Origin of the sequence: Rubinisphaera italica, assembly GCF_007859715.1 — a bacterium.
In the GTDB taxonomy this organism is placed as follows: domain Bacteria; phylum Planctomycetota; class Planctomycetia; order Planctomycetales; family Planctomycetaceae; genus Rubinisphaera; species Rubinisphaera italica.
This window is the reverse complement of sequence record NZ_SJPG01000001.1, coordinates 1,299,887-1,324,587: the sequence shown is the minus strand read 5'-3', so window position 1 is coordinate 1,324,587 and position 24,701 is coordinate 1,299,887. Positions and strand designations below refer to the sequence as shown.

General features: G+C 47.6%; 20 protein-coding genes. 11 read left to right on the top strand and 9 right to left on the bottom strand.

Going from position 1 to position 24,701, the window contains the following annotated elements; genetic code table 11:
• The 3 genes from Pan54_RS05085 to Pan54_RS05075 form a co-directional block, all read right to left on the bottom strand.
• A complete protein-coding gene (locus Pan54_RS05085) occupies positions 1 to 906 on the bottom strand; it encodes a hypothetical protein (protein ID WP_146502483.1) in 906 nt (301 codons plus the stop codon).
• Between the two features lie 204 nt (positions 907 to 1,110).
• Positions 1,111 to 2,118 carry an aspartate-semialdehyde dehydrogenase gene (locus tag Pan54_RS05080; protein ID WP_146502482.1) on the bottom strand — a complete coding sequence of 336 codons (1,008 nt, stop codon included), beginning with the start codon at positions 2,116 to 2,118 and terminating at the stop codon, positions 1,111 to 1,113.
• 677 nt (positions 2,119 to 2,795) lie between these two features.
• Positions 2,796 to 4,037 (bottom strand): hypothetical protein, encoded by a 1,242-nt coding sequence (locus tag Pan54_RS05075; RefSeq protein WP_146502481.1) that lies wholly within the window; start codon positions 4,035 to 4,037, stop codon positions 2,796 to 2,798.
• A gap of 192 nt (positions 4,038 to 4,229) precedes the next feature.
• On the opposite strand from Pan54_RS05075, the gene Pan54_RS05070 reads away from it, so the two are divergent.
• Both Pan54_RS05070 and Pan54_RS05065 read left to right on the top strand, forming a co-directional pair.
• Entirely contained in the window at positions 4,230 to 5,876 is a 1,647-nt protein-coding gene (locus Pan54_RS05070) for a DUF1549 domain-containing protein (protein WP_146502480.1), read from the top strand.
• 204 nt (positions 5,877 to 6,080) lie between these two features.
• Complete coding sequence (locus tag Pan54_RS05065; protein WP_146502479.1) at positions 6,081 to 7,361, top strand: DUF1501 domain-containing protein; 1,281 nt, start codon at positions 6,081 to 6,083, stop codon at positions 7,359 to 7,361.
• A 415-nt stretch (positions 7,362 to 7,776) separates the two neighbouring features.
• Here the strand turns inward: Pan54_RS05065 and Pan54_RS05060 are convergent, their stop codons facing one another.
• Both Pan54_RS05060 and Pan54_RS05055 read right to left on the bottom strand, forming a co-directional pair.
• Positions 7,777 to 8,385 carry a hypothetical protein gene (locus tag Pan54_RS05060; protein WP_146502478.1) on the bottom strand — a complete coding sequence of 203 codons (609 nt, stop codon included), beginning with the start codon at positions 8,383 to 8,385 and terminating at the stop codon, positions 7,777 to 7,779.
• Between the two features lie 390 nt (positions 8,386 to 8,775).
• Entirely contained in the window at positions 8,776 to 10,368 is a 1,593-nt protein-coding gene (locus Pan54_RS05055; RefSeq protein WP_146502477.1) for a hypothetical protein, read from the bottom strand.
• A gap of 382 nt (positions 10,369 to 10,750) precedes the next feature.
• Here Pan54_RS05055 and Pan54_RS05050 point away from each other — a divergent pair, with 382 nt between their 5' ends.
• From Pan54_RS05050 to Pan54_RS05020, 7 genes are all read left to right on the top strand, one after another.
• Positions 10,751 to 11,383, top strand: a complete 633-nt coding sequence (locus tag Pan54_RS05050) for a 50S ribosomal protein L25 (protein WP_146502476.1) — start codon at positions 10,751 to 10,753, stop codon at positions 11,381 to 11,383.
• Between the two features lie 258 nt (positions 11,384 to 11,641).
• Positions 11,642 to 12,211, top strand: coding sequence for an aminoacyl-tRNA hydrolase (pth, locus tag Pan54_RS05045; protein WP_146502475.1), 570 nt, complete (start codon positions 11,642 to 11,644; stop codon positions 12,209 to 12,211).
• A gap of 228 nt (positions 12,212 to 12,439) precedes the next feature.
• Positions 12,440 to 12,871, top strand: a complete 432-nt coding sequence (gene rpsF, locus Pan54_RS05040; protein ID WP_146502474.1) for a 30S ribosomal protein S6 — start codon at positions 12,440 to 12,442, stop codon at positions 12,869 to 12,871.
• 94 nt (positions 12,872 to 12,965) lie between these two features.
• Positions 12,966 to 13,469: a single-stranded DNA-binding protein gene (locus tag Pan54_RS05035; RefSeq protein WP_146502473.1), complete on the top strand. Its 504-nt coding sequence runs from the start codon at positions 12,966 to 12,968 to the stop codon at positions 13,467 to 13,469.
• A 175-nt stretch (positions 13,470 to 13,644) separates the two neighbouring features.
• Complete coding sequence (gene rplI, locus Pan54_RS05030) at positions 13,645 to 14,154, top strand: 50S ribosomal protein L9 (RefSeq protein ID WP_146502472.1); 510 nt, start codon at positions 13,645 to 13,647, stop codon at positions 14,152 to 14,154.
• A 131-nt stretch (positions 14,155 to 14,285) separates the two neighbouring features.
• Positions 14,286 to 15,677 carry a replicative DNA helicase gene (gene dnaB / locus Pan54_RS05025; protein WP_146502471.1) on the top strand — a complete coding sequence of 464 codons (1,392 nt, stop codon included), beginning with the start codon at positions 14,286 to 14,288 and terminating at the stop codon, positions 15,675 to 15,677.
• Positions 15,678 to 15,821: 144 nt separating this feature from the next.
• Positions 15,822 to 16,595 carry an SDR family NAD(P)-dependent oxidoreductase gene (locus Pan54_RS05020; RefSeq protein WP_146502470.1) on the top strand — a complete coding sequence of 258 codons (774 nt, stop codon included), beginning with the start codon at positions 15,822 to 15,824 and terminating at the stop codon, positions 16,593 to 16,595.
• 237 nt (positions 16,596 to 16,832) lie between these two features.
• On the opposite strand, the gene Pan54_RS05015 is transcribed toward Pan54_RS05020, so the two are convergent.
• Together Pan54_RS05015 and Pan54_RS05010 are read right to left on the bottom strand one after the other, a co-directional pair.
• The gene (locus tag Pan54_RS05015) at positions 16,833 to 17,354 is read right to left on the bottom strand and encodes a hypothetical protein (protein WP_146502469.1); all 522 of its coding nucleotides are present in this window, start codon (positions 17,352 to 17,354) and stop codon (positions 16,833 to 16,835) included.
• 229 nt (positions 17,355 to 17,583) lie between these two features.
• Positions 17,584 to 17,919, bottom strand: a complete 336-nt coding sequence (locus Pan54_RS05010; protein ID WP_146502468.1) for an Hpt domain-containing protein — start codon at positions 17,917 to 17,919, stop codon at positions 17,584 to 17,586.
• A 275-nt stretch (positions 17,920 to 18,194) separates the two neighbouring features.
• Here Pan54_RS05010 and Pan54_RS05005 point away from each other — a divergent pair, with 275 nt between their 5' ends.
• Positions 18,195 to 19,373, top strand: a complete 1,179-nt coding sequence (locus tag Pan54_RS05005; protein WP_146502467.1) for an LptF/LptG family permease — start codon at positions 18,195 to 18,197, stop codon at positions 19,371 to 19,373.
• A 34-nt stretch (positions 19,374 to 19,407) separates the two neighbouring features.
• Here the strand turns inward: Pan54_RS05005 and Pan54_RS05000 are convergent, their stop codons facing one another.
• Positions 19,408 to 21,468 (bottom strand): glycogen debranching protein, encoded by a 2,061-nt coding sequence (locus Pan54_RS05000; protein WP_146502466.1) that lies wholly within the window; start codon positions 21,466 to 21,468, stop codon positions 19,408 to 19,410.
• Between the two features lie 175 nt (positions 21,469 to 21,643).
• Between Pan54_RS05000 and Pan54_RS04995 the strand changes: the two genes are divergently transcribed.
• Positions 21,644 to 23,524: a sulfatase-like hydrolase/transferase gene (locus tag Pan54_RS04995; protein WP_146502465.1), complete on the top strand. Its 1,881-nt coding sequence runs from the start codon at positions 21,644 to 21,646 to the stop codon at positions 23,522 to 23,524.
• A gap of 143 nt (positions 23,525 to 23,667) precedes the next feature.
• Here the strand turns inward: Pan54_RS04995 and Pan54_RS04990 are convergent, their stop codons facing one another.
• On the bottom strand, positions 23,668 to 24,690 hold the full coding sequence (locus Pan54_RS04990) for a GspE/PulE/PilB domain-containing protein (protein ID WP_146502464.1): 1,023 nt from the start codon (positions 24,688 to 24,690) through the stop codon (positions 23,668 to 23,670).
• Between the last annotated feature and the right edge of the window lie 11 nt (positions 24,691 to 24,701).

Here is a 24,701-nt window from a genome sequence, read left to right as displayed (position 1 = left end):
TTACTTGTCACCGACTTTCGTAATCCTGACCACATAATCCAGATTCACCCAGACAATGTTCCATTCTGTAATCGTTTTTTCCCACTCCTCTAATGCTAAACTCAATTCGAGGTCCTCGTTTTCAAAAGCCATGGAAGCGGGCTTTAATATCGATAGATGCTCATCCCTTTCTTTAGGATATTGAATTTGCACCCAATTCGAATGATCCTCATCAATTGAGATTAGTTTGACTGCGTTGACAGTCATACCACCTCGTTTGAGCAGATCGTTCTCTTTCTCAAAATAGAAATTGTACCAGACCCCCGCATCCAGAAATCCGGTCGATTTCTTCGATTGAGCTATTCGATGGCTCTTTATATCTTCCGATCCAAAATTCTCTCCTGCTGTCTTTTCCGTGCTGGCTTTGTCATGTTCCCCAGGAATAATGCGATAAGTCTGAAGTAAATCGGTCAGTCCCACCAATCGATAATCATTGGCTCCGTTTGGGGTTAGTGCGGAAAGTGTGAAATTGATGGAGAGCCATCTTTGCCCATGTTTTGGAGAATCTTTTGGATAGGAACCTGAAATTTTCGTAACGCCGAATGAAGCATCCTCAGGCACCTGCTCCTCTTCCAGCATGGTTTGCAACAACTTGACCAGTTCATGTCGTTCTGGAAGATCGCTTTCTGCAATTTGATCGATCTCTGTTTGCAAAGCTGATCGGAGCCGAGTGATTGTCAGCGGTTGAATTTCCAGAACGGAGTAATCTGACTCAATCTTTTCGTTCAATTTGAGAACAACCTGAGTCAGGCTTTTTGCTTTATCGCTGGAGGAATCTGCATAAGTGACGGACGTCGAAAAGGTGAATAAACAGATTAAAAATAAGGGGAAGTGAACTCTGTTATTCGAACTATTAAATTGAAACATCGACGTCGTCTTCATGATCAACCTCTGTGCATTCTCGAATAATGTTGTTGAATCCCATTCTTTCAAAGTAATGCATCACAAATAGAAATCCAGTTTAATCTGTGAGAGATTGAACTTCTGACATCAAAGAAGAAATAGCGCAAAGAAAAAAGCCACACTGAATGGAATTCAATGCGGCTCTTTTAATAACGATATCGTTCGAATTTATTTGTAATGCTTATTTAGCAGCTCAGCGATCTGCACCGCATTTGTCGCGGCTCCTTTGCGGAGGTTATCGCTCACGCACCAGAAGGTGAGTCCGTTGGGATGTGAAATATCCTTACGGATGCGGCCGACATACACTTCGTCGGAGCCGTCGCTGTTGTAAGGCATCGGGTATTGACCGGTTTCCAAGTCGTCGATGACTTCAATTCCCGGGAAAGCCGCGAAGGCTTCGCGGGCCTGCTCGGGGCTGATCGGTGTTTCCGTTTCAATGGTGATACTTTCGCTGTGACAATTCCAGACGGGAATACGGACACAGGTGGCGTTGATCATAATATTTGGATCGCCGAGAATTTTGCGGGTCTCGTTGACCATCTTCATTTCTTCGCTGGTGTAGCCATCCTGCTTGTGGCTGCCGATTTGCGGAATCGCATTGAAAGCGATTGGCTGTTTGAAGACTTTGTAGTCGTATTCTTCACCTTGCAGACGTGCCTGTGAAGAATGGATGAGGTCTTCAGTTCCTACCAGCCCTGCTCCGCTCGTGGCTTGGTAAGTACTGACAATCACTCGACGGATTGGAGAAATATCGTAAAGCGGCTTCATCGCCAGAACCATTTGTGTGGTTGAGCAATTCGGACTGGCGATTATGCCTTTGGCATTCAATGCGGCTTCCGGATTAATTTCAGGGACGACCAGCGCGACTTCTTCGTGCATCCGCCAGTAGCCAGATTCATCAATGACTTTCGCTCCGGCTTCAACTGCATAGGGAAGAAATTCAGCAGCGGTATCATCAGGAGTCGAGGCAATGACGAGATCGACACCTTTGAAAGAATCTTTCGTCAACTCTTCAAATACATAATCCTGATTCTTGAATACCAGGTCCGTTCCGGCTGAGCGGGCACTCGACAAAAAGCGAAAGGTTTCCGCAGGAAATTCCCTTTCTTCGAGAAGTTCCAGAATAATTCGACCGACAGCCCCGGAGGCACCGACGACAGCAACAGTTTTGAACACAGATTTCTCCATTAATTGAGCGACTCACATCGTTTTTGGAAATTTCGAACTTCCGCAGATTATATCGTTGATCACATTGTCTCAGTGATTTGTCAGATATCTGCGGTGAGGCCGATAGGTCCTGTCCACTTTCAGACAGAAAGTTCACGGTATCGTTCGCAGACTGCATAGTCAAAATGGATATATTGCCAGCAGGTAATATCCAGCTTGTGACTATTATTCGGTAGGGGATTCAGTGAGGGACCGTTTAATCTGCCGACGCTCATTGGCAAATCTAATCGATCAGTCATTGGCTCCCTAGCACGAATCCAAGTGGGAGAGGTCTATTCTTACAGTTCCGAATAAAGGTTCAATGGACTACAAGCAAAAAATGGTGGCTTCCGTAAAATCAATGTCACTTTGCCCATACGATTGCTAAAAGCTTCATTCCAGCGCACACCCCAAGCTCGATCATTATCACTCCGAACTCGCTCGTCTGCAAATTATTGCGTTTCAAAATCAACTTTTCATACAAAAATTTAAAAATTCAACATAAGTAAAAAAATGCACATGCGTATCTGCTTCATAGATCAGATTCAATATTCTCCAAAACTATACTCACAACAGCATGATCAGAATTTGAATAACTTGTTCAGCCGGGGCATACAAAGCAATGGTAAGGAAAACCTGGAAATGGTCTAAAATGGAGAGGGGATCAATAGAAGCGGTTGCTCAAAGAGAACGAGTTTTCCGTTTGCGCCTATATTACGAGTAAAGAAGAGCATAAACACGTAAAACCCGCAAATCGCAAATGAGACCAGACTCCAAAACCAGCGCCAAACCCTCCAGGGTTCATCCATTTTACGACAGGACCGAGAATATACCCAACCGATATAGATGCGGGCCGGGTAGATAATCGCAATGAAGACTGTCGTCAAAAGCCATAGAGCATCCTGAGGTGGAGCAACAATTTTGAACAGATAGAGTACAATCGTCAGGGCATATCCCAATAGAAATGCCAGGGTCCACAAGAGTGGAGTTCTCCTAAAGAGCTGGCGTCCTCGCTGCAGTTGAGTGTAAAGCGAAAAGCGTTCTTCACAGGCATAGCCTGCCTGCAAAACAGGGACCCAACTGCAAACCAGTGTCAGCAAAATACCACCTGCCAGGGTGATTAGAATTTGCGGCCCCTGGGGAGCATCAGCAACGGCATACAAGCCTGTTGGAATGAGTGTCCACATCAGAATCCCTACTGCGCCCCAGAAGCCGAGAAAGAAAGTTTTGCGGAGCTGCAAGCTTTGAAAAAAGTCGGAAACAGCCACGGAACGATCTGAAAAAAATGTTCGCGAACGAAGTTCGGAAAGCAAAGTGCGCGCATTTTTTATTGGTCTGAAAAAACGTACCAGCCTTCCCCCTGCAGCCAACGCCCCAAGCAAATGCAGGAAGATCGCGATCGCTGCCAGAGATGTGAGAATCCGCAGGAAGCGAGTCAGCCCTGAATTGGGATCGACTAACATTGCATCACTTGTGAAGTCCCCCAAATACCTCAACGGCATAAGGCACAGGAAGATGCCCATTATGCAGCCTCCAATGAAGCGAGCTTGATTAAGCATCGGAAATCCCCGCGTTATCTTTCCGCTGCGGGCGACTTCTCCTTCCGCCTGCAGCAGATATCCCAGTGCCAGCAGATTGACGACAGGAATGGCAGCCAGGATCGCCAGTACAATGACCAGACTTACCAATCCAAATAGACTCGAGAATCCCCAGTATAATCCCATCCAGATCCTATTAATCCAAGATCGGTTTTCTTTCTGGGATCCCTGCGCGACCTGGGAATGTTCGTTCGAGGTCAAAGCTGACGCTTCCACGATAACAGTGGCTTGCGAAATGGGATCGGAAACAACGTTTTGAGTCATATTCTTGGAATTTTCATCTTGAGCCATGAAATTCAGGGATTTCAATTTTGAAATATGATCATTAGGAACCTCAATCGTACCCAAATGATTACAAGATGATTACCTGCCAAAACTGTCAATGGTTTTATCGATTTCTGAAACCGACATGCCATTCTTCAAGGTAACTCCTGTAGCTAACTATCAAATTCTAAAATTCTCCATACGATTGAATTTGCTCAGATGCGTTGGAAATCAATAGCTGTGTATCTTCCTGTAACAGCAGTCGTGCTCGGCTTGCTGCTGATCGTGTTCTCAACGGCGTTTCCCCCTGTTCATGCCCGCGTCGATGATTCTGAACAACATCAAGAAAATGCGGAGCTTGCTTCGAGTGTTGCTCAGGTGAATCAGTGGTTCAGGAATGACTGGAAAGAAGCCAATTTATCGCAGGCGACACAAGCGGAGGAGCCGATTGTCTTACGCCGATTATCGCTGGCTCTGCACGGCACGATTCCCTCCCTGGAAGAACTTCGTCGTTTCGAATCCGACGAACGCCCCGATCGACTTCAACAATGGTGCCGGGAAATGCTCGAAGACCCTCGATTCGCTGATTATTTTGCGGAAAGAATCACGCGAGCATTTGTGGGAACTCAGGGCGAGCCATTTCTGGTGTTTCGACGCGATCGATTTCGCAATTGGATTGTCGAACAACTCAATCAAAACCGCCCGTACAATCAGGTCGTGCAGGAGATTATTTCACAGACCGGTCTGTGGACGGGCGAGCCAGCAACAAATTTCATGACCCATGCCGTGCTGAATGGAAAAGTTGATGAAAACAAACTGGCCGGTAAAACGGTTCGAGCGGTTTTAGGACAGCGGATTGATTGTGCTCAGTGCCACGACCATCCTTTTGCCGACTGGAAGCAGCAGGATTTTGAAGGACTGGCTGCCTATTTTGGGCAGGTGCGTCTGTCAGCCTTTGGTGTTGAGGATCGAAAAAATCAGGATTACAAGGTTGAGGATCGAATCACATTGGAAGAGAGAACAGTCCAACCGGAAGTTCCCTTCCAGGAAAATCTGCTTCCCGATTCTGGAACCAGACGGGAGCAACTGGCAATTTGGAGTACACATCCCGACAATCGTCGATTTTCCCGTGCTGCAGTCAACAGAATCTGGGCGTTAATGTTCGGAAAAGCCTTTTCCGAAGGGGCTCCTTATTATGCGAGAGTGGATGATCTCCCCGACCCAGAAGTTGGTGAGGGAACGGGAACCGCTCTCGATCTACTGGCTGAATCCTTCGTCGCCTCGAACTATAACATCAAACAATTGATCGAGACGATTGCAGCCCTGGAAGTTTACCGGCTCGATTCGACTTCTCATGAAATTGACGATACGGTCGTCAAAAGACAAATCGACCACTGGGCCGTTTTTCCACTGATTCGTTTGCGACCGGAACAGGTTGTCGGCTCAATGCTGCAAGCGACTTCTATAAAAACGATTGATCAGAACTCCCATCTTCTTACACGGACATTCAAACTAATTAATGAAAACGACTTCCTCAAAGAGTACGGCGACTTTGGCGCAGATGAACTGGACGAGAGGGCGGGCACAGTTCCTCAAGCTCTGCTCCGAATGAACGGAAATCTGTTTGAAGAGTCGACCAAACCCAATCCATTCAATGCGACACCTCGCATCGCACTGGCATCAGGTAGCCCGGAACAAATTCTCGATACCTGTTTCCTGACTTGCCTGACTCGTCTTCCCTCGCTGGAAGAAAAACAGTTCTTCCTGAATAAATGGGAAGATGATAAATCGCGTCGCTGGCCGCAACGGACTCACGATTTGTACTGGGCGTTAATCAATTCCCCGGAATTTTCCTGGAATCATTGAGGTTTACGTTCCTTCTCCTTGAGAAGAAGGTGGCCGAAGGCCGGATGAGGGGAGACATTAAACGCTCTTAGTGCCTTCGACATCAATTTTCCCTCCCTCAGAGGGAGAGGGGACTATTTCGGCCTGAGGTTTTATATTATTTCTAATAAAATTCTGCGATCTTTATACCCAATGTGGCTTATCGATTTTAAATGCGAGTGAACTATGAGTATCGATCGAATCGGAAATCTGTTTTCAGGATTATCACGCCGTGATCTTCTCAAAGCCTCTACGGCTCTCGGCGTCTCCTTTCTACTTCCGACACTCTCTGCTCGGGCAGCAGAAAAGCGAGGGAACGAGCGGGCAAAGTCCTTCATTACACTCTGGATGAATGGGGGGCCAAGTCAGTTGGAAACCTGGGATCCCCATCCTGGAACGGCTATAGGTGGGCCGACACAGGAAATCAGTACCACATTTTCGGGTGTGAATATCGCTGCAGATTACCCGATGATGGCAGAGCAACTGCAGCATCTTTCGTTGATTCGCTCGCTGGTGAGTAAAGAGGGAGATCACGAGCGAGGCACCTATTTCATGAAAACAGGTTACCGGCCTGACCCGACTGTCATTCATCCTTCCATTGGAGCATTAATTCCTCACCAACTCGAAACGAAAGGGCTGGAAGTTCCGCCCTATGTTTCACTTGGAGATGGGCAGTGGCCTGGTCGGGGTGGATATCTTGGGGATCAGTTCGATGCCTTCCGTGTTTTTGAACCTGGTCGCAGTGTCCAGAATATGCGTGCTCGCGTCGGAGATAAACGACAAACTGACCGACTTGAAGGTCTGGATATCCTGGCAAAATCGTTCCGAAAAGGACGTCAGTATCAGTCGGAGAAATCATTGCATCAGGATACTGTTGAGCGAGCTTTAACGATGATGTCGTCGGATCAACTCAAAGCCTTTGAGATTGAAGATGAGCCTGAATCCATCCGAAATAAATATGGAGACTCCCGATTCGGAAGAGGCTGCCTCGTCGCTCGTCGCTTGATTGAAACCGGCGTTCGTGTCGTTGAAGTCACCCTGAACGGTTTCGATTCTCATGCCAGTAACTTTGAAGCTCACACAAATCGGGCAGCAGATTTGGATAAGGCCTTCGCAATGCTGGTCCAGGAGCTGAGAGATCGAGATCTTTACGATTCGACCATCGTCCTTTGCATTGGCGAATTTGGACGAACACCAAAAATCAACCCTCTCGATGGTCGCGATCACTGGCCGAACGGCTTCTCCACACTTATTGGCGGAGGCGGTTTGCGATCTGGAGTTCTGATTGGAGAAACCGATCCGACTGGCATGGCCACCGATCCGAAAGATCCCATCAAAGTTCAGGATTTGTACGCAACGATCTTAAATCAATTCGCAATTGATCCCGGTGAAGAACTGATGACCCCGATTGGTCGCCCTCTCCACTTATGCGAAGGGACACCGCTGATGCAATTGCTGGATGCCTGACCTCCCCCCCCTGTTAAAAAGTCGTTTCCTGCTTCAATGGTTTGGTGGCACGCCCAGAACGAAGTGATGGACGTGGGAATTACACACGACCACGCACTTCGCTTTGCTCTCTTGTTTTAAAATAAATCACTTCCCTTCTCCTTGGGGAGCGGTTTGGCAGAAGGCTGCATGAGAGGATTACTTCGACGTTCACTTATTGCAATCAAAATCGATTGCCCCTCATCCTGACACTCTCCCAGATGGAGAGGAGACAAAATCTACTGATTTCTATGGAAGGTCCTGTGAAAACCAAATGGAAAGTTAAGTCTGAACAACAGCGTGTTGCTCAGAACTGCCCCCAACACTGAGGCAATTGCCGAAGGCTTCGAGTGATTACTTCGAATTTGACTGACGGGTGTTTGTACATGCACGAAGTTCATGCCGCATGCTGGCGGTAAGTTTCTGCGAGTGACACCATCACCTCCACAAGAAGTTGATCCGCTCGCTGCAGGATATGCCGTGTACTTTTTTCCCCAGCTCCTGCGATCAGCTTTTCCAGAGCTTGCAGATGCAAAGATAAAATATCACCAGGTGAAACACCGCTGATTTCAAACTCACTCAACATCGACAGCAACATCTGCCGACTTCCCGATAGACCTGAAATCACCATGTTCTTCAGAATCTGATCGTACTTCTGCTTTGCGGCTTCATCGAATACACGTGTGCTCGTCAAAGACGTGACTGTTGCGTTCGAACTTCCTGCGGATACAGAAACGATATCGTTCAATAAGCGATGTTGCTGAGAAAGAATCAACGAGGCTTCTTCTCGCGAACGCTGCTGACGTATCCGCAACTCAGTTTTTGCCTGCCTCAATTCTTCCTGAGTTCGATTCGCTTGAATTTCCCGGAAAATCACCAGGCCGATTCCTGTGCTTCTTTTTCGGAAATCTGCTTCCTGGAATTGGCAATTCCATTCCTGACAGATCTCTGCCAGTGAGTCGTTCAGTTCGGCTGCAATGAGAATAACAGGAATCAAAATCCCCATGTCTCTGACTGCTCTGAGATGGATGTGAATTGCATGGAGTTCTGCGGTATCGAATGAATCTTCAATTGCATATAAAAGGCAATCCCAAGGTTCAGTTCTTAAAAAAGGAAGTGCAGATTTCGGACCCGTAACCCATTGAGCCTCATTCAGCGACAGCCCCAAACGTTGCAGACGTGCATGCAGATAATCCCAATCTGGCGGAAATTGACCTACTGCCAGAAGATTGATTATTTTCGTTTTGTGATCCCGTTCAGCAGACATATCTTACGCTATTCAACAATTTTCATAGTCTCTTTGCCATCGCCTGGACACCAAAGGACCAAGATCGCCGAGTTTGCTCTGGCAGAACGATAGTAATCAAATCCTGGAAACGCTCTCAACGGACAATCCTCACGGAACGGGAGCGAATGTCGGTCCCAAGACAGGTGGTTGAGGAGCGATTAAAGGAGCTTCGGGAATTGGCTTCAACTGAGGTTTGGAGATTTCCAATTTCACAATCAGCCACCCCTTTCCGGAGTCCAAATCGGCCAGCTTGATTTCAGTTCCTTGAAATTTATCGTAGGGAAGTGGTGTGCTGCGGCGAAGACGAATCGGCTTGAGTTGGGAGCGAAGTTGAGTTGCAATGGCTGTTTGTGTCAACCCGGGAGTTCGAGTCGACCCCATCGAATCCTCTTCCAGAACCTCGACATTAACTGTCTTAAACAGCACACTGTCACTCTCAATCAGGGCAGTAATTTTCAGGTTAATTTGCTGCAACTCGGTACTCGGAAGATTGCCCGCCTTGAATTTCCCACGCATCTGCAGATTCAAAAAGCCCTCTTCAAAACGTGCCTGCAGAGGATTTTCCTCTGCGAAAACAAAATCAATTGCAATTGGTAATGCCGGGCTCGGCTCTGTGATTTCCTCGGCAAACAGAGAAAGCAGTTGATCGGTCGCTGCCTGGATTTCATTGATCGAAACCAACTTTCCAGCCAGTGAACGTCTACTTGCGACTGTTGCGAATAAACTTTCATGGATATGAATTTCTACGTCATCGGAAATTGGAGCTGTGATTTGTGGATCAATTGACTGAGAAAGATCGGGCAGGAGTGGTTGATCGGGATACGGAATGTTTGTGCTTCCGATTTGATAATCCCAGTAGAGTCGATCAGCCGAAGACATTGTTTTTTTCTGATGCGGTTCAATATTCCAGTCTCGCAGTCGCGCCCAAACCTGTTGATTGAGAAGTTGATTCGTTTGCGCGAGATTTTTGTCGATCTCGCCATCGAGTTCCGGCTGCAGACGATTGAGCATTTTCTGCCCGGCAGCAACGTTTGATTGTGGTGTCCGATTCACCGCAATATTAAATGCGAGTTGATCAGCCAACCGGCCAAAAATCGGCATGCGGCCTTGAAGAGAACGGGCATTGAGCACGCGTTGATTGGGCATCACCTGAATAATCGCTTTGGAAGTGAGAATCTGCTCGCCATTAAGCATGACAGACTTAGTCGCCTGAAATGGCGACATCCCCTCTTGCAAAATTTCAGCCTGGGCAGTGCGGGCAGTGGTCGTCGATTCAACGTTTCCTGAAATCACAAAGTTGAACTTGGCGTTCTGCTGGTCAGGCTGGACATCGACATCGATCTTGGTTTGTGTCGTTTGTGTTCCATTCACAGTGGCTCCCTGTATGAAATCCTGGACTGGGCCACTGCTGACACTTTCCCTGGCCAGTAGTAATTTCAATGCATTCTCGGCAATTTCCAGGTGGAGTTCCCCCTGATAGCTGTCGCGACAATTGATCACTGGCGCAGCCGCCGGCGGAACGAAATTGGGAGCAAACGGTTGTGCGACTGGCCCCTGAGGCATTCCTCTGGGAGCAATCGGAGGAAGAGGATTGAAGGGAGGCTGTGCTTCGCAAATGAACTGACCAACGAAAATCAGTACAATGCCAGCCGAAAATCTCTGCATCAGTTGGGCCAGAGTGATTTTTCGGTTTTCCAACATGAGAATCCTCAACCCACAATATTTTGCGTATATTTTTGTTAGTCTGGAGAGAAATTCTCCAATATTGACTGGTAGATGCTCCTGAATCCCCTTAACGGGGCGATCAGAACTAAAATCTCAGTTTGATTTGGCCAACATGAGCACTGAAAGGCTTGAACAAACAGAAGAACATCCTTATGCTCTCGAATTCCTTGCTTGGTCAGTAAGTTTAACTCCGCTACAGATGGCGTCGAGATCAATTTACTGATTTGGCCTAGGAATGCTTTCTTACGACTGCGGTATTGGAAACGCAGTCAAATCAGTGAATGGCTCAAATTTGAGCCTCTATGCTGATTGAATTTTGTACACAACGCGTAGATTTTTTGTCAGAAGTAATCGAATCATGTCAGATGATCCCAAATTGACAGCTCAGAGACGTGAATCTCTGGGAACCTCAACTTCCCGTCGCATGCGAAAAGCCGGCCAAATCCCCGGTTGCATCTATGGACACAAGCAGGAAGCCATTTCTTTTGCCGTCAGCGCTGAGGAATTGAATCCGATCATTGCTTCTGGTCACAAAGTTGTCGACTTCGATATCGATGGCAGTGTCGACAAGGCTTTGATTCAGGAAGTTCAGTGGAATACGTTTTCTACATACGTTCAGCATATCGATTTATTGCGAGTTGATGCCAACGAGCGTGTCAGCACGAGCGTCGAAATCGTTGTCCGGGGTATTTCTCCTGGCGTTCTGGCTGGTGGAATTCTGGAACAGACCCATCATGAATTGCCGATTGAGTGCCCTGTCATTCGACTACCAGAACAAATTGTGATTCGCGTAAGCGACCTCAAAATGGGCGGAGCCATTCATGTTAGCGACTTAAAGTTGCCAACGGATTGCACGACAACATTACCACCAGAAGAAGTTCTGGTTCATGTGGTCGAGCCACGCAAAGCACCTGAACCAACAGATGAAGAATTGGCAGCTTCTGCTGAGCCGGAAGTTGTTGGAGCAGCCGATGAAGACGCTGATGAGTAACCTCGATACTCACTTGAGAACCCTTCGAGAATACGACTGATTCTTGGAAATTCTCAAGTGAATCTGGTTAATGAATCGCTGCAGCAAGGTCTTCAATTCGTTTCTGCGGTAGCGATTATTCACAGGTGATCAAGGCAATTGCTGATGATCCGTTTTATCAAAAGAGTGCTAAGCGTTTTTAACGACCGAAAACATCGGGAGTTTTCAGCAGAAAGGCACCATAGAGATAAGCCTGAGACGGCTCATGGAATCGAAGTCATGAAGATTGTTGTCGGCCTGGGAAATCCCGGACGCCAATACATGAACACACGACACAATATCGGTTTCGAAGTTCTGGCTGAACTTGCAAAACGATATCAGGCAGGTTCTTCATCGCTTCGCCATGAGGCAGAAATCAAGGAGATTTTTTTAGAAGGTGAGAAAATACTGTTGTGTGCTCCTCAAACCTACATGAATTTGAGTGGTTCTTCAGTCGCCTCACTTATTAATTTCCACAAACTTCCTCCAGAAGATATACTGATCATCTGCGACGATCTGAACCTGCCATCGGGACAACTCCGCTTGCGAGCCTCGGGTTCGAGCGGGGGGCAGAAAGGACTCAAAGATATTGCAGTGAAATTGAAGACGGAAGAATTTGCGAGATTAAGGTTTGGAATTGGGCGTCCCCCGGGTCGTATGGATGTCTCCAGTTATGTGTTGCAGAAATTTTCGGATGCAGAACTGACTGAGATTCAGATTTCGGTACAACATGCCGCAGATGGAGTAGAAACCTGGGTCAAAGAGGGTGTTGTGAAGGCGATGAATCAAATCAACTCGAATTCTGTCTGAGAACTTCGAGCGGAAATAAGGTAACGAGATTGATTCTTTGTGGATTTTCGTTACCCTACGGTTTGCAATTTGCTTGACTGCATTGCATAGAGAATACAGTATCCTTCACTGCTGAAGCAGTGGTGGTTAAATAAATGATTATCCACAGTGTGGATGGGTTAATGACTTCCCTCTAACAGTTTGCTCTGTAGCATGGGATGTTGCTGAAGTTCGATCGGGAGAGACACGTTGGCCTTACGTAGTTACGAAATTATGTTTCTGTTGGACAGTGGTAAATTTGCCACTGACCCAGATGGCGTTACCGCAGAAGTAAATACAATTTTAGACAAAGTCGGAGCAGAGGTTGTCTCAGCCCGTCCTTGGATGGATGGCAAACTCGCCTATCCGATTGAAGGACAACGTAAGGGATTGCACTACCTGACTTACGTCAAAGCCGATTCAGGACAAATTCAACAGCTGCAGCGTTTGTGCCGCTTGAGCAATGTTGTTTTGCGTCATATGTGCATTGTTCCACCAGAACAACTGTTCGACTTGATGTCGACATCACTCTCTGGTGATCCATCTGCGGAAGACGAAGGGGCAGAAGGAGAAGGAGAAGAATCAAAGGGTGACTCTTCTGAAAAAGCCTCCTCAGACGAAGAAGAAACAGCAAACGCTTAATTCCACCCGGCTGGCAAAAACCAGTTGGCTTGTGGGCAGGATCGATGATCGTTTAGCCGGATTTGTGCCGGATTAACGAAGAATGGGAGTTGCAATGGCCAGTTTTAATCGTGTTATTCTGATGGGAAATCTGACACGCGATCCTCAGGTACGCTATACGTCTGGTGGAACAGCAGTAACCGAAATCGGCCTGGCGGTAAATCGACAGTGGTTCGACAAGCAGACTAATTCTCGCAAGGAAGATACGACGTTTGTCGATGTAACCTTGTGGGGTCGTCAAGCAGAAGTCGCTGGAGAATATCTGGCAAAAGGTCGTCCAGTGATGATTGAAGGTCGACTGCAACTCGATCAGTGGGAAGATAAACAATCAGGAGAAAAACGCAGTAAATTGCGAGTCGTTGGGGAAACGATGCAATTACTGGGTAGTCGCGGTGATGGTGGTAGTGGCGGCGGAGGTGGTCGATCAAGCAGTGGTGGAGCACAATCCCGTCCATCTGCTGGTGGTGGCTCCTCTTCACAGCCTCACGACGATATGCCCCCTTCCCCTGTCGATTCCTTTTACGACAGTGGCCCCGAAGATGATGATGTTCCTTTTTAGGGAAGCGTTCCTGTCACTGGAATAAAAACAGGATATTTGAAACAAAATTAGCTAGAGTCAATGGTGTTGTCTATTCAGGGAAGCACGACAACGGAGTGTTTATTTCGGATTGACAACCTGATCAATAAAGCTCGTAAGAGCAATACTTTTCAAATTCGATGTTCAAGGTATTATTATGGTGCGTCAAGTCAAACGTCGGCCAGTTTATTCACCTCGCACCAGTGGTGCAGTTGAATTGATGCTCGCTGAAAATGTTTCCACATTAGGGAAACAAGGTGATATCGTTCGCGTAAAGCCGGGCTATGCTCGAAACTATCTGCTTCCTCAGGGATTGGCGACTATCGCCACCGAGGAAAATAAGAAGGCTGTCGAAGAGCACCGTGTCAAACTTGGAGAACTTGAGAAGCAACGCAAAGGCGCTGCCAAGAAATTGTCCGAGAATGTTTCGAAATACTCGGTCACCATCGAAGCCAATGCGAACGACGAAGGTCATTTGTATGGCTCAATTCTGGCTGCAGACATCAGTAAGTCTCTGATCAAAGCTGGTTACAAAGTCGAGCCGGAACATATCCGTCTCGATGGACCGCTCAAAGAACTCGGAATGTACACCGTGAAGCTGCAGTTGCACTCTGAGGTCTCTTCGGATGTCAAAGTCTGGGTTGTGCCCATTAGTGGCTCGAAGTAATCCCATCAGTCAAACAGCTCACTGAGTATGTGTTTGACTTGAAGGGTGCCGACCAGGGCGAATCAAACAGGATGTCGAGTTCGGCATCCTGTTTTTGCGTCTACTGTGATAGTCAGTAAAATGGAGTGAACATGTCGACCGATATGAAAAGTGCTGCTGCGGAGGGCTTACTCAGTAAACGTCCGCCAATGAACCTCGATGCGGAAAACAGTGTGCTGGGCTGTTTGATGCTCGTGAATGACACGGTCGATCAAGTTCTGGGCATCTTGAATGCTGATCAGTTTTATGATGATCAGAACCGTCGCATTTTTTCGACGATTGCTGACATGTTTGAACGTGGCGATCGAGGGATCGATGCCGTCACACTGGCTAATGAACTCGAAAAGCTGGGTTCATTGGAAAAAGCGGGAGGCGTGCCCAAGATCCTGGACATCATGGAAACGGTACCTCATGCCGCCCATGCTGAGTATTATGCGAAGATAGTACGGGAAAAATGGCTGCAGCGTCAGCTCATCTATACCTGTAACGAGATTCTGAAAGAGGCCCACCATTCTTCCGATGACATCAACGATATCTTGTCACGCTCTGAACAGAAGATCTTTCAGCTGGCCGAGCAGCAGGAATCGCTGACACGAAGTGATATGAAATCGATCCTGATGGAAACCTGGGATCGAATTAACAGTCGCCGGGACCAAGAAGGAACGGTTAGTGGCCTCAACAGTGGCTTTGTGGGACTTAATGAACTGACGAGTGGCTATCAGAAATCCGAACTCATCATTTTGGCCGCTCGCCCGAGTATGGGAAAAACAGCTTTTGTCTGTAACTCCACCCTGGCGGTTGCGGGACTGGCAAAAAGTGGAGTGTTACTGTTTAGTCTGGAACAGTCGAAAGCAGAATTGGCCGAACGTCTGCTGTGTATCCATTCGAAAGTCGATGGCCACAAAGTTCGACAGGGGGATCTGGATGAAATGGATCATCATGCCCTTCTCGAAGGCTCAACCGAATTGAGTCAGTATCCGATTTTTGTCGATGATCAGCCCGGTCGCACAATGTCGCAAATCGCAGCAGTTTCGAGACGCATGAAACGACAATACGATATCGGCATTGTGATTATCGATTACCTCCAGTTGATTGAAGCCGAAGACAAGAACCAGCCTCGTGAACAGCAGATTGCCTCGATCACAAGACGTCTGAAATTCCTGGCCAAGGATTTGGACATTCCCGTCGTTGCCCTGGCCCAGTTGAACCGAGGAGTTGAACAACGCGAAGATAAACGACCTCGACTTGCGGACCTGCGAGAATCTGGAGCGATCGAACAGGATGCCGACGTTGTGATGTTTCTGCACCGTCCGGAAGCCTACGATCCCGAAGATCGCCCCGGTGAAGCCTTCGTGATTGTCGCCAAAAACCGAAGTGGTCCGATCGGAGATGCACACCTGACTTGGATCAAACAGCAACTCCGCTTTGTCGACTACAGCCCTCTCAGCGCCCCCGAAGGCGGCTGGGTCGACGACGGCTTCTAGTCCCTTTCAGGGGTTTGTTTTAGCCGTCAAATAACTACTTCGCACTCCGTTGTCGTGCTTTTCGTAATTCATTAGTCGATCAGGCTGTGCCTAACCTACAGTTTCTTATAATGACGACTTCCCAATAGAGTGAACTTATCAGCGATGACTTCCAATAAGCCGTTTGCCAGTTTGTATGATCGATGCGCTGTCGTGACAGGTGCATCTTCCGGAATCGGACAGGCCATTGCACTGGAACTGGCCCGTGGTGGTGCAGATTTGATTTTGCACTACAACTGTAATCGAATCGGAATTGAAAAGACGGCTTCCCAAGTTCGTGAATTGGGGCGAGTTGTTCATATCATCCAGGCAGATCTCAGTGATGCCGTGCAGTATGCTCAACTGGTTAATGGAGCATTTGATCTCCATCAAACACTCGATATCTGGGTCAACAATGCCGGCGTCGATTTATTGACTGGGGAAGCACCCGAGTGGCCTTATCTGAAGAAACTCGAAAAGCTCTTTGAAATCGATGTTCGCGGCACGATTGCTCTCTCGAAAGCGGTTGGAACCCGCTTTTATGCTCAGCAAAGTGGTGTCATCCTCAATATTGGTTGGGATCAAGCCGAGCGTGGTATGGAAGGAGATAGCGGAGAATTATTCGCGGCTGCCAAGAATGCGATTATGGGATTTTCCCGTTCGCTGGCTGTCTCACTGGCACCGCATGTTCGTGTGAATTGCGTCGCTCCCGGTTGGATTCGAACGGCTTGGGGTGAAAATGTAGGCGATGCCTGGCAGCAAAGAGTCATGCAGGAAACACCATTGAAACGCTGGGGAACACCGGAAGATATCGCCAACCTGATCCGGTTTCTTGCTTCAGATGAAGCAAGTTATCTCACGGGTCAAATTTATTACGCCAACGGTGGTGCAGAGCGCTAAGTCACCCGATTCAGGTGAAGATCATTAAGAGCACGAAGCCCAAGCGAGTCTGTCCCGGTTGCTTATGGAGCCTATTTAAAAATTACCTGCAGCGTTCAGCAGGAGCAAACACAGCGTATTTAGGACATTATCAGTCCATGCGACTGCAGATACCATTTGAAAATGGTCTAAGACACACTCGCTTGCGCTTTGTGCCTGGAATATTCAACTTCTGCGTAGTTACTTCCGAACTGTGTATTAAGGCAGAACGCGTTTTGAAAGAATCGCCTGATAGGTTTCGTATCGTTTTTTCATACGGTCGACTGAATACATGCGGATGAGTTTGTTTTTGTAAAGCAGGCGATTCTGTTCATCACGTGTGATTTCATCACCAACTTCACGCAATGCCATTCCCGCATATAACTCTGCGAAAGTAATCGGATCAACGCCGATCCCTGCTTCCAGATCTGCAATGGCATCTCCCCCACCGGTTAGGATAAGGTATGGATTCATGCCAGTTGTGGCGGGATTATATTTGCCTTCGATTCGCAACGATTCCATCGCCTGTCCCATTGTGGCATTCGCACCCTGGATTTGCTGAACGGTTTCATTGGCCAGATCGACAGCCTGATTGTTATTGTCGATATCAGCATTTAATGGTGGCTGAGCGACTGAGGTCGCGAGCTGGAAAGTTCCATTGGAACCGAGCATATAACCAGCCCCCAGCAAGAGCAGTGAAAATCCAATTCGACGAATGGTTGGCAATTTTTCTTTACGCATCTTCCCGCACCTTATCTGATCATAATCGAGCTACGATATTGTTCACAATGACGTGATCACTGAACCACTAACGCTTAAAGCATTGTCGCTGATGCGAATAAGAATGCGTTAGAATCAGTTACGGTGGTCAGTACAAACCAGCCGTGTAATGACTATCGTGACATGCAGTCGAACCGGTTGCAAGTCGTTGAGCCTCAACTGATTGGTGTGAAGTCAAATCCGACTGAAACTACCGGCAAATCTGCTCCATATAGGAAACCAATGCCTGCAAAGATTCTGGAATTTCCGCATGATTTTCCATTTTACACATCATTTCCAGATGCTGAGCCCGTTCTGTCAATCCCGGGAAACCATATCCGCCCCCTGCCCCTTTGAGCTGATGGGCAACAGACTTCAATAAGTAGATATCCCCTTCTTCAAGACCAGCCTGTAACTCCAGTTGTCGTTCCGGCAATACCTCAACAAAATACTTTAGTAAGTCCTGAAAATCAGCTTCGTCAGCATAAATCGACTTAATGGGCTGGCCTGCACCAGGAAGTGCCTTATTGTTCACTACAGTTGCCATTCTTCATCCCCTCATGAATATTGACAGTGTTTTCGAGTTGAACACTTTTAGTAATGTGTTCTTTATTAAACATAGTTCAAAATCTTGAAGGAAAACTCGCTAACGCCATTATACTTGAGAGATTTCCGGGCAGAACTGGAAATTTCCTGGGATTTAATCCCGCTAAGTAAAGGATCTCCAACTGGACTGAACGCAATCCATATTGACCCATTATGCTAATATGAGGTATCAAACCGCTGTCAAAAAACCATTTCTGGCTTGGATCTGCCTGCTTTATGCGACTGCTTCAGAGATACATCACTGGTGAACTGCTGCGTGTTTTCGTAATGGTTTTAATAGCCATATCGATTCTGCTGGTTTTTGTTGGTGTCTTTCAACAAGCCACGGAAAATGGTCTGGGACCTGTCGAAGTCCTTCAGATTCTCCCGTATGTCATTTATAGCCTGCTTCCGATTACGATTCCGGCGACCATGCTTCTGACAGTAACTGTGGTTTACGGACGGATGTCTGGTGATCAGGAATTGATTGCCGCTCGAGCCGCTGGAATCAATTTGATTTCCCTGTTATGGCCAGCATTACTGATGGGAGCCAGTCTGAGTGCGGGTGCACTCGTGTTGACTGACCGTGTGATTCCCTGGTCTATCGACAAAATTCAGGAAACGGTGCTTCTGAAGATGGAGAAAATCTTCCTGGATCAACTTCGCAGCGATCATCAATTCATAGATCCTCAAGGGAGTCTGGCAATTACCGTCATTGATGTCGATCAGAAAACACTGATCAAGCCCACCATTCGCTATACACCAAAAAGCGGGCAGACATTCACCATTCAAGCCGAATCCGCCAATATTCATTTCAATCTTTCCGAAGGGGTGGCAACCATCAAAGTCGTTGGTGGTTATATTCATATGTCAGATGGCAGGGGAGCCTGGATACGTGAAGAAGAATATCCTTTCCCGCTCCCTTTAATCGACAAGCAGCGCAAAGCCCGACATATGGCTGCCAATGAGATTTCCAAAGAACTTCAGGAGATCAAGCAGAAAGAAAAAGAGCGGGAATCCCGACAAACCATCGCCACGGCCATGAATTTGATGACGGGCAGATTCGAAGAATTTACAAAACAGGATTTTCTGGAACTGGTGCAAGGATCTGGAACCGACCTCCAACGCAGCAATAAACTAAAAACCGAGTATCACAGCCGCTTTGCGATGGCAGGCAGTTGCTTTTTCTTCGTCCTGGTTGGCAGCCCGATTTCAATCATTCACGCCAAGAAGCAATTTCTGACCACGTTTTTTATGGTGTTTATGCCCATTGTCTTCATCTACTATCCGATCATCATGCTGTCGATGAATCAGGCAAAGAACGGGGCGCTCGAAGCTTACTGGGTGATGTGGGTTGCTAATGTCCTGGCCAGCTTTATTGGCGGATATCTTCTCTGGAAGGTCATGCGAAATTAATCTGAACGGGAAATTCACCCTCCTTCCACCTCCTCTACGTGTCCCGGAACAGAATTACAATTGAACGAGCCGCGACAGGATAGCATGTCGACTGCATGACTGTGCAGCGGCCGAAGTCGATAATATCCTCCGGAGAAGGTAATGAGGTATCGACAATTCGCTTCCATTTGATGGGAGGAGTTTCGACGATTTTAAAGTCGATTTGTTGATCAGAGCCGTTTATCATCACGTATAAATCCTGGCTGTCATTCTGACTGCCGACCAGGCTGAAGGCCAGTGTCTGCGAGTGACCGATCATATCGCAGGGGCCAGAGGGACCATACCAGCTGACTTCATTTCGCCAGTAGCGAGAACGGCAAATCGAGCCGAAGGTTTTGCGAAACGCAATGATCATTTTGAAGAATCGATACACGTCGCTGTGCTTCTCGAGTCTTGACCAATCCAGCCAGCTTGTTTCATTATCCTGATTATAAGCGTTATTGTTTCCGTTTTGAGTCTGCATAAACTCATCCCCCATACGCAGCATGGGGGAACCATTTGAAACCATCAGCAATGTCATATAATTTTTGACTAGCTGTTTGCGAAGCTGAACGACCTCATCGGGGGCTCCCTCCTCGCCTTCATATCCGGCGTTCCATTTGAATTCATGAGAACCATCGCGGTTTTCTTCACCATTGTCCCAATTGTATTTCTGTTCGTAAGTCACCATGTCGTTCAATGTTGAACCATCGTGCGAAGAAATATAATTCACAGACTGCCAGGGACGGCAGGAATGCTGAATGTCGTCAGGGAATAAGTCGGCACTGCCATAGATGCGGGTCATCAATTCGGAGATCATGCCCTGTTCGCCGCTGACGAAACGTTGGAGAGCATCGCGATAACGACCATTCCATTGCATCCACAGCCAACCGGGGAAGGTGTATCCGAGTTGATAGACCCCTGCTGCATCCCAGGGCTCGGCTATCAGTCTCACATTCAAAAAGTCTTCAGCGGTGACAATCTGAGAAAAGATCGGCGGCTGACTGACTGAGATCGAACCATCACTTTGTCGGGCGAAAATCGATGCGAGATCGAATCGAAAACCATCAACGTGCATTTCATGTCGCCAGTAGCGAAGACTGTCGACAATCAGTTTCTTGACCGGGAGTTGATTCGCATCGAGTGTGTTTCCACAGCCGGTATAATTGGCAAACTCCGGCTCTCCTTCCTGGCCTGGTACAGACATGTAATACATGTCGTTCCCGATTCCCTTGAAACTGTAATTGGGACCGTTGTCATCCCCTTCACAAGTATGATTATAAACCACATCGAGAATCACTTCGATACCCGCCAGATGAAGCTCGCGGACCATCATTTTGAATTCATCCTGAACAACCCGACTTTCCTTTCCCATCGCATATTCATGATGCGGTGCAAAGAAATTCAACGGCATGTATCCCCAGTAATTCCCTTCGGCCGGGTCATATTGAAAGACTGGCATCAACTCCACTGCAGTGACACCGAGGTCACGCAGGTAAGGAATTTTCTCGACGATACCTGCGAACGTCCCCCGTTTTGCAGTTGGCACACCGGAACTGGGATCTTTTGTAAATCCACGAACATGCATTTCGTAAATCACCAGATCGGAGTCATGCCTCAAAAACGCATCATCCCGCCAATCGAAGGGGTGGTCCGTATCGAGCACTCCGAGTGGAGCCTTGCCCAGATTTGAGCCAGGATGCTTGGCCAGTTCTCGATCGAATTTTGGAGGAAAGTGAACGGCTTTTGCATAAGGATCGACAAGAATTTTATCGAAATCGAAACGAAAGAACCCGTCTTCATTTTTCTGCGGTCCATTGACCTTATACGCATAATAAAGTGCATCTGGAGCGCGGCTGTTTTCGATGCAGCAATGCCAGACGGGACCTGACTTATTGCGATATTGATCGAACTCGAACTCGAGAATTGGATGATCGAAATCGTCAGCATTAAACAGCAGTAATACAACGCGAGATGCGCGACTGGCATACAAAACAAAATTCCAAGACTGCTGTTCCTCAATCCAGCTGACTCCTGGAGGATCCAGCCAGCCTTCAGTGAGATGCCAATTATTCATTTCAAATTCTCTTCTTTATCACAAGATGTCTATAACTGCTCATAAACTCTAATTGACTTGCAGGGATTTCACCAGTACGCCATGATGAATCCAAAATGATTGATGCGACTGTGACGCAGTCATTCAATTCTCATCAGCAAGCCAATTGATACCACGATAAGCAGGAAACCCAAATATGAGAATTCTGATCTTCGGATTCATTCTATTTTCTATCGTAACCCCTGTGTCAAATGTCTGGGCGGCTGAACTCCCGAACATTTTGTGGATTACCAGTGAAGATAACGGTCCGGAACTCGGCTGTTATGGCGACCAATATGCCGACACCCCAAATATCGATCAGCTGGCAACTCGCGGATTACGATATAATTATTGCTGGTCGAATGCTCCAGTCTGCGCACCAGCAAGAACGACCATTATCTCGGGGATGTATCCGCCCAGTCTGGGTGCTCAGCATATGCGATCAAATTTACCGATGCCAGAACAACTGAAAATGTATCCGGAATATCTCCGTCAGGCTGGCTATTATTGCACGAACAACAGCAAAGAGGATTACAACCTCGAAAAGCCAAAGGACCTATGGGACGATAGCAGTCGGAAAGCCCATTGGAAAAATCGAGATCCGGACCAGCCATTCTTCTCGATTTTCAATCACACCGTCAGCCACGAAAGTCAACTCCGTAAGCGGCCGCATACTGCAGTGCACGACCCTGCCGGTGTGCGAGTGCCTGCGTATCATCCTGACACTCCCGAAGTTCGTCAGGACTGGGCTCAGTATTACGACAAGCTGACTGAAATGGATCAGATCGTCGGAAAGAATATTCAAGAGTTGCAGGAAGCCGGTTTAATGGACGAAACGATCATCTTCTACTACGGCGATCATGGTTCAGGAATGCCACGGCACAAGCGCTGGCCCTATAACAGCGGGTTGCATGTGCCATTAATTGTTGTGATTCCCGAGAAATTTCAACACTTGGCTCCGCCTGAATATAAAGTGAATGGAACTTCTGATCGGCTCGTCAGTTTTGTCGATCTGGCCCCAACGGTACTGAGTCTGGCAGGTGTTGAACCTCCGCAGGAATGGCAGGGATATGCGTTCGCTGGAAAGTATACTGCCCCCGAGCAGGATTTCATTTTCGGTTTTCGTGGTCGCATGGATGAACGTCCCGATTTTGTCCGCAGTGTCCGCAATGAACGATTTATTTATATCCGACATTTCAATCGCCATCGTCCCTATGGTCAGTTCGTGCATTACATGTTCCGCACCCCGACAACCCGCAAATGGTTCGAACTTCACGAACAGGGGAAACTGACTCCCGCTCAGGATTTGTTCTGGCAGAAAAAACCGGTTGAAGAACTGTACGACCTGAAAGCTGATCGAGATGAAGTCAACAATCTGGCAGACGATCCTGCTCATGAAGAAACCTTGCAGGATTTTCGACAGGCTCTGTTTCAATTCATGGTTGAAACAAAAGATCTGGGTATTGTGCCTGAAGCGGAACTGAATCAAAGAACTGCCGGAAAGTCACCGTACGATGTGCAACGCAATGGCGACTTACTCGCTCAATACGATCGTGTCCTCCTGACAGCTGCGGCTGCTTCGCACCTGGATGTCGACAAAATCGATCAGGAAACAATGGAGAATGCTTTCGAAAATGAAGAAGCGACTATTCGCTACTGGGCATGTGAGTGGGCATTGATGAATGAGAAACAGGGAGTCGATAAGGCTCGCAAGCAACTGGTAAAATGCCTGAAAGATTCCTCGTCCAGTGTGCGTGTCGCCGCCGCGGAAGCTCTCGGAAGATACGGCAGTGATGACGATCTGAAACAGGCATTGCCGGTGTTGTTGAAAGCAGCCGATCTGAATGAGAACGATGTTTACACTGCGATTGCGGCACTGAATTCACTCGATTATCTGGATGATCGCGCGAAATCGATTCGGGATGAAATTGAGGCTCTGCCAGATAAAGTGAAGCAGATGCCACCAAGAACGGATTCTTATGTGCCACGATTAAAAGAAAAAATCATGGCGGATCTGGATGGAAAACCGACGCCGTAGTTGATTGACCCCTTACTCTCATTTCCCACAGTTTATAGAAAGAATTTACAAGCAATTTATCTGACAAAATCCATGGTAAACAATAAACGCCACTGCTGACTGACCAGCAGTGGCGTTTTTTATGGATGGCTGCGAGTGATCGATCACTTCTTGAAATGCTTCTCATACAGCAAAAAGAAGGCAATCGGGGGCACGATGAAGATCAAGCCTAGAAAGAATGACCAGCGTGGAAACAGGTAAGGTTTGATCAGAAATTGATCGATCAGAGCCGAGCCGACGACTGCCCAGCACATGAAGATCAAGCCGAGCTGGAAATTCTGCTTCTTCTCATCATCCGTCATTTCAGACTTTGGTTTCTCGGCTTTCACCTTGCCGGAACTCTTGCCAGACTTTTTACCCCGACCGACTGACTTGGAATCAAACTGAGCAGCGATTGCTTCGTCTCTAGCTCCCGGAGCATAGTATTTCGCAATCGACTGATTGATTTGCAGGGGTGTGGCAATCACTGCACGCATCGGTTTGCCAAATCGCAAACGGAATTCATCTTCGAGTTCATGATCCGGCTCATCCATCGCAGCGACCAGAATGACATCCTCATCAACAAACAATGGGAGAATACTATGTGTTTTGACGAGTTTCCGAGGGACCTGATCGAGAACGTTATCGTCTGGTAATGTCGATTCGAGATCGACAAAAGGACGCCCCAGTTCCTGAGCCAGAGCCTCTGCTGCTTTTTGTGGTGTGACCAGTTTCATCTGAACGACTGCGTCTCGATGTGTTAATCCGCGACGGTCAGCAAACTCTTCGACTTCAGAAATCTGACTTTTACCGATTTCCCCTTCTGCAACCAGTATTCGCAGCATCGGTTTGCTGCCACGATCCTTCTCATCACCAAATTCGCGCCCGAGGCTCTCATCATAATCTCGTTTGCGGGATTTGTCGGTCAGGCACAACATTGCCTTGGCTAACTCGTTGAGTAAATCCTGAGACTCAAGCATGTAGTCGCCGGTCGCATACTGGCGAACAAGACCATTGAGTTTTTTGTAATGAGCGCGAATCTTCTCAGGATCGTCCTCGAAATCGATCAGACGCAATAACTGATAATGTGTCGGTGGTCGAAGCTCCTCGGGAATTCCGAGCCACTGTTTATAAACGTCAATCGCCACGAGTCTTCACT

Coding starts and splice junctions, on each gene's coding strand:
- Pan54_RS05035 (WP_146502473.1), top strand. CDS start 12,966: ATGGCCAGTTTTAATCGTGTTATTCTGATGGGAAATCTGACACGCGAT.
- Pan54_RS05065 (WP_146502479.1), top strand. CDS start 6,081: ATGAGTATCGATCGAATCGGAAATCTGTTTTCAGGATTATCACGCCGT.
- Pan54_RS05005 (WP_146502467.1), top strand. CDS start 18,195: ATGCGACTGCTTCAGAGATACATCACTGGTGAACTGCTGCGTGTTTTC.
- pth (WP_146502475.1), top strand. CDS start 11,642: ATGAAGATTGTTGTCGGCCTGGGAAATCCCGGACGCCAATACATGAAC.
- Pan54_RS05070 (WP_146502480.1), top strand. CDS start 4,230: ATGCGTTGGAAATCAATAGCTGTGTATCTTCCTGTAACAGCAGTCGTG.
- Pan54_RS05060 (WP_146502478.1), bottom strand. CDS start 8,385: ATGGGGATTTTGATTCCTGTTATTCTCATTGCAGCCGAACTGAACGAC.
- rplI (WP_146502472.1), top strand. CDS start 13,645: ATGGTGCGTCAAGTCAAACGTCGGCCAGTTTATTCACCTCGCACCAGT.
- Pan54_RS05085 (WP_146502483.1), bottom strand. CDS start 906: ATGTTTCAATTTAATAGTTCGAATAACAGAGTTCACTTCCCCTTATTT.
- Pan54_RS05015 (WP_146502469.1), bottom strand. CDS start 17,354: ATGCGTAAAGAAAAATTGCCAACCATTCGTCGAATTGGATTTTCACTG.
- Pan54_RS05075 (WP_146502481.1), bottom strand. CDS start 4,037: ATGGCTCAAGATGAAAATTCCAAGAATATGACTCAAAACGTTGTTTCC.
- Pan54_RS05055 (WP_146502477.1), bottom strand. CDS start 10,368: ATGTTGGAAAACCGAAAAATCACTCTGGCCCAACTGATGCAGAGATTT.
- dnaB (WP_146502471.1), top strand. CDS start 14,286: ATGTCGACCGATATGAAAAGTGCTGCTGCGGAGGGCTTACTCAGTAAA.
- Pan54_RS05050 (WP_146502476.1), top strand. CDS start 10,751: ATGTCAGATGATCCCAAATTGACAGCTCAGAGACGTGAATCTCTGGGA.
- Pan54_RS05020 (WP_146502470.1), top strand. CDS start 15,822: ATGACTTCCAATAAGCCGTTTGCCAGTTTGTATGATCGATGCGCTGTC.
- Pan54_RS05010 (WP_146502468.1), bottom strand. CDS start 17,919: ATGGCAACTGTAGTGAACAATAAGGCACTTCCTGGTGCAGGCCAGCCC.
- Pan54_RS04995 (WP_146502465.1), top strand. CDS start 21,644: ATGAGAATTCTGATCTTCGGATTCATTCTATTTTCTATCGTAACCCCT.
- Pan54_RS05000 (WP_146502466.1), bottom strand. CDS start 21,468: ATGAATAATTGGCATCTCACTGAAGGCTGGCTGGATCCTCCAGGAGTC.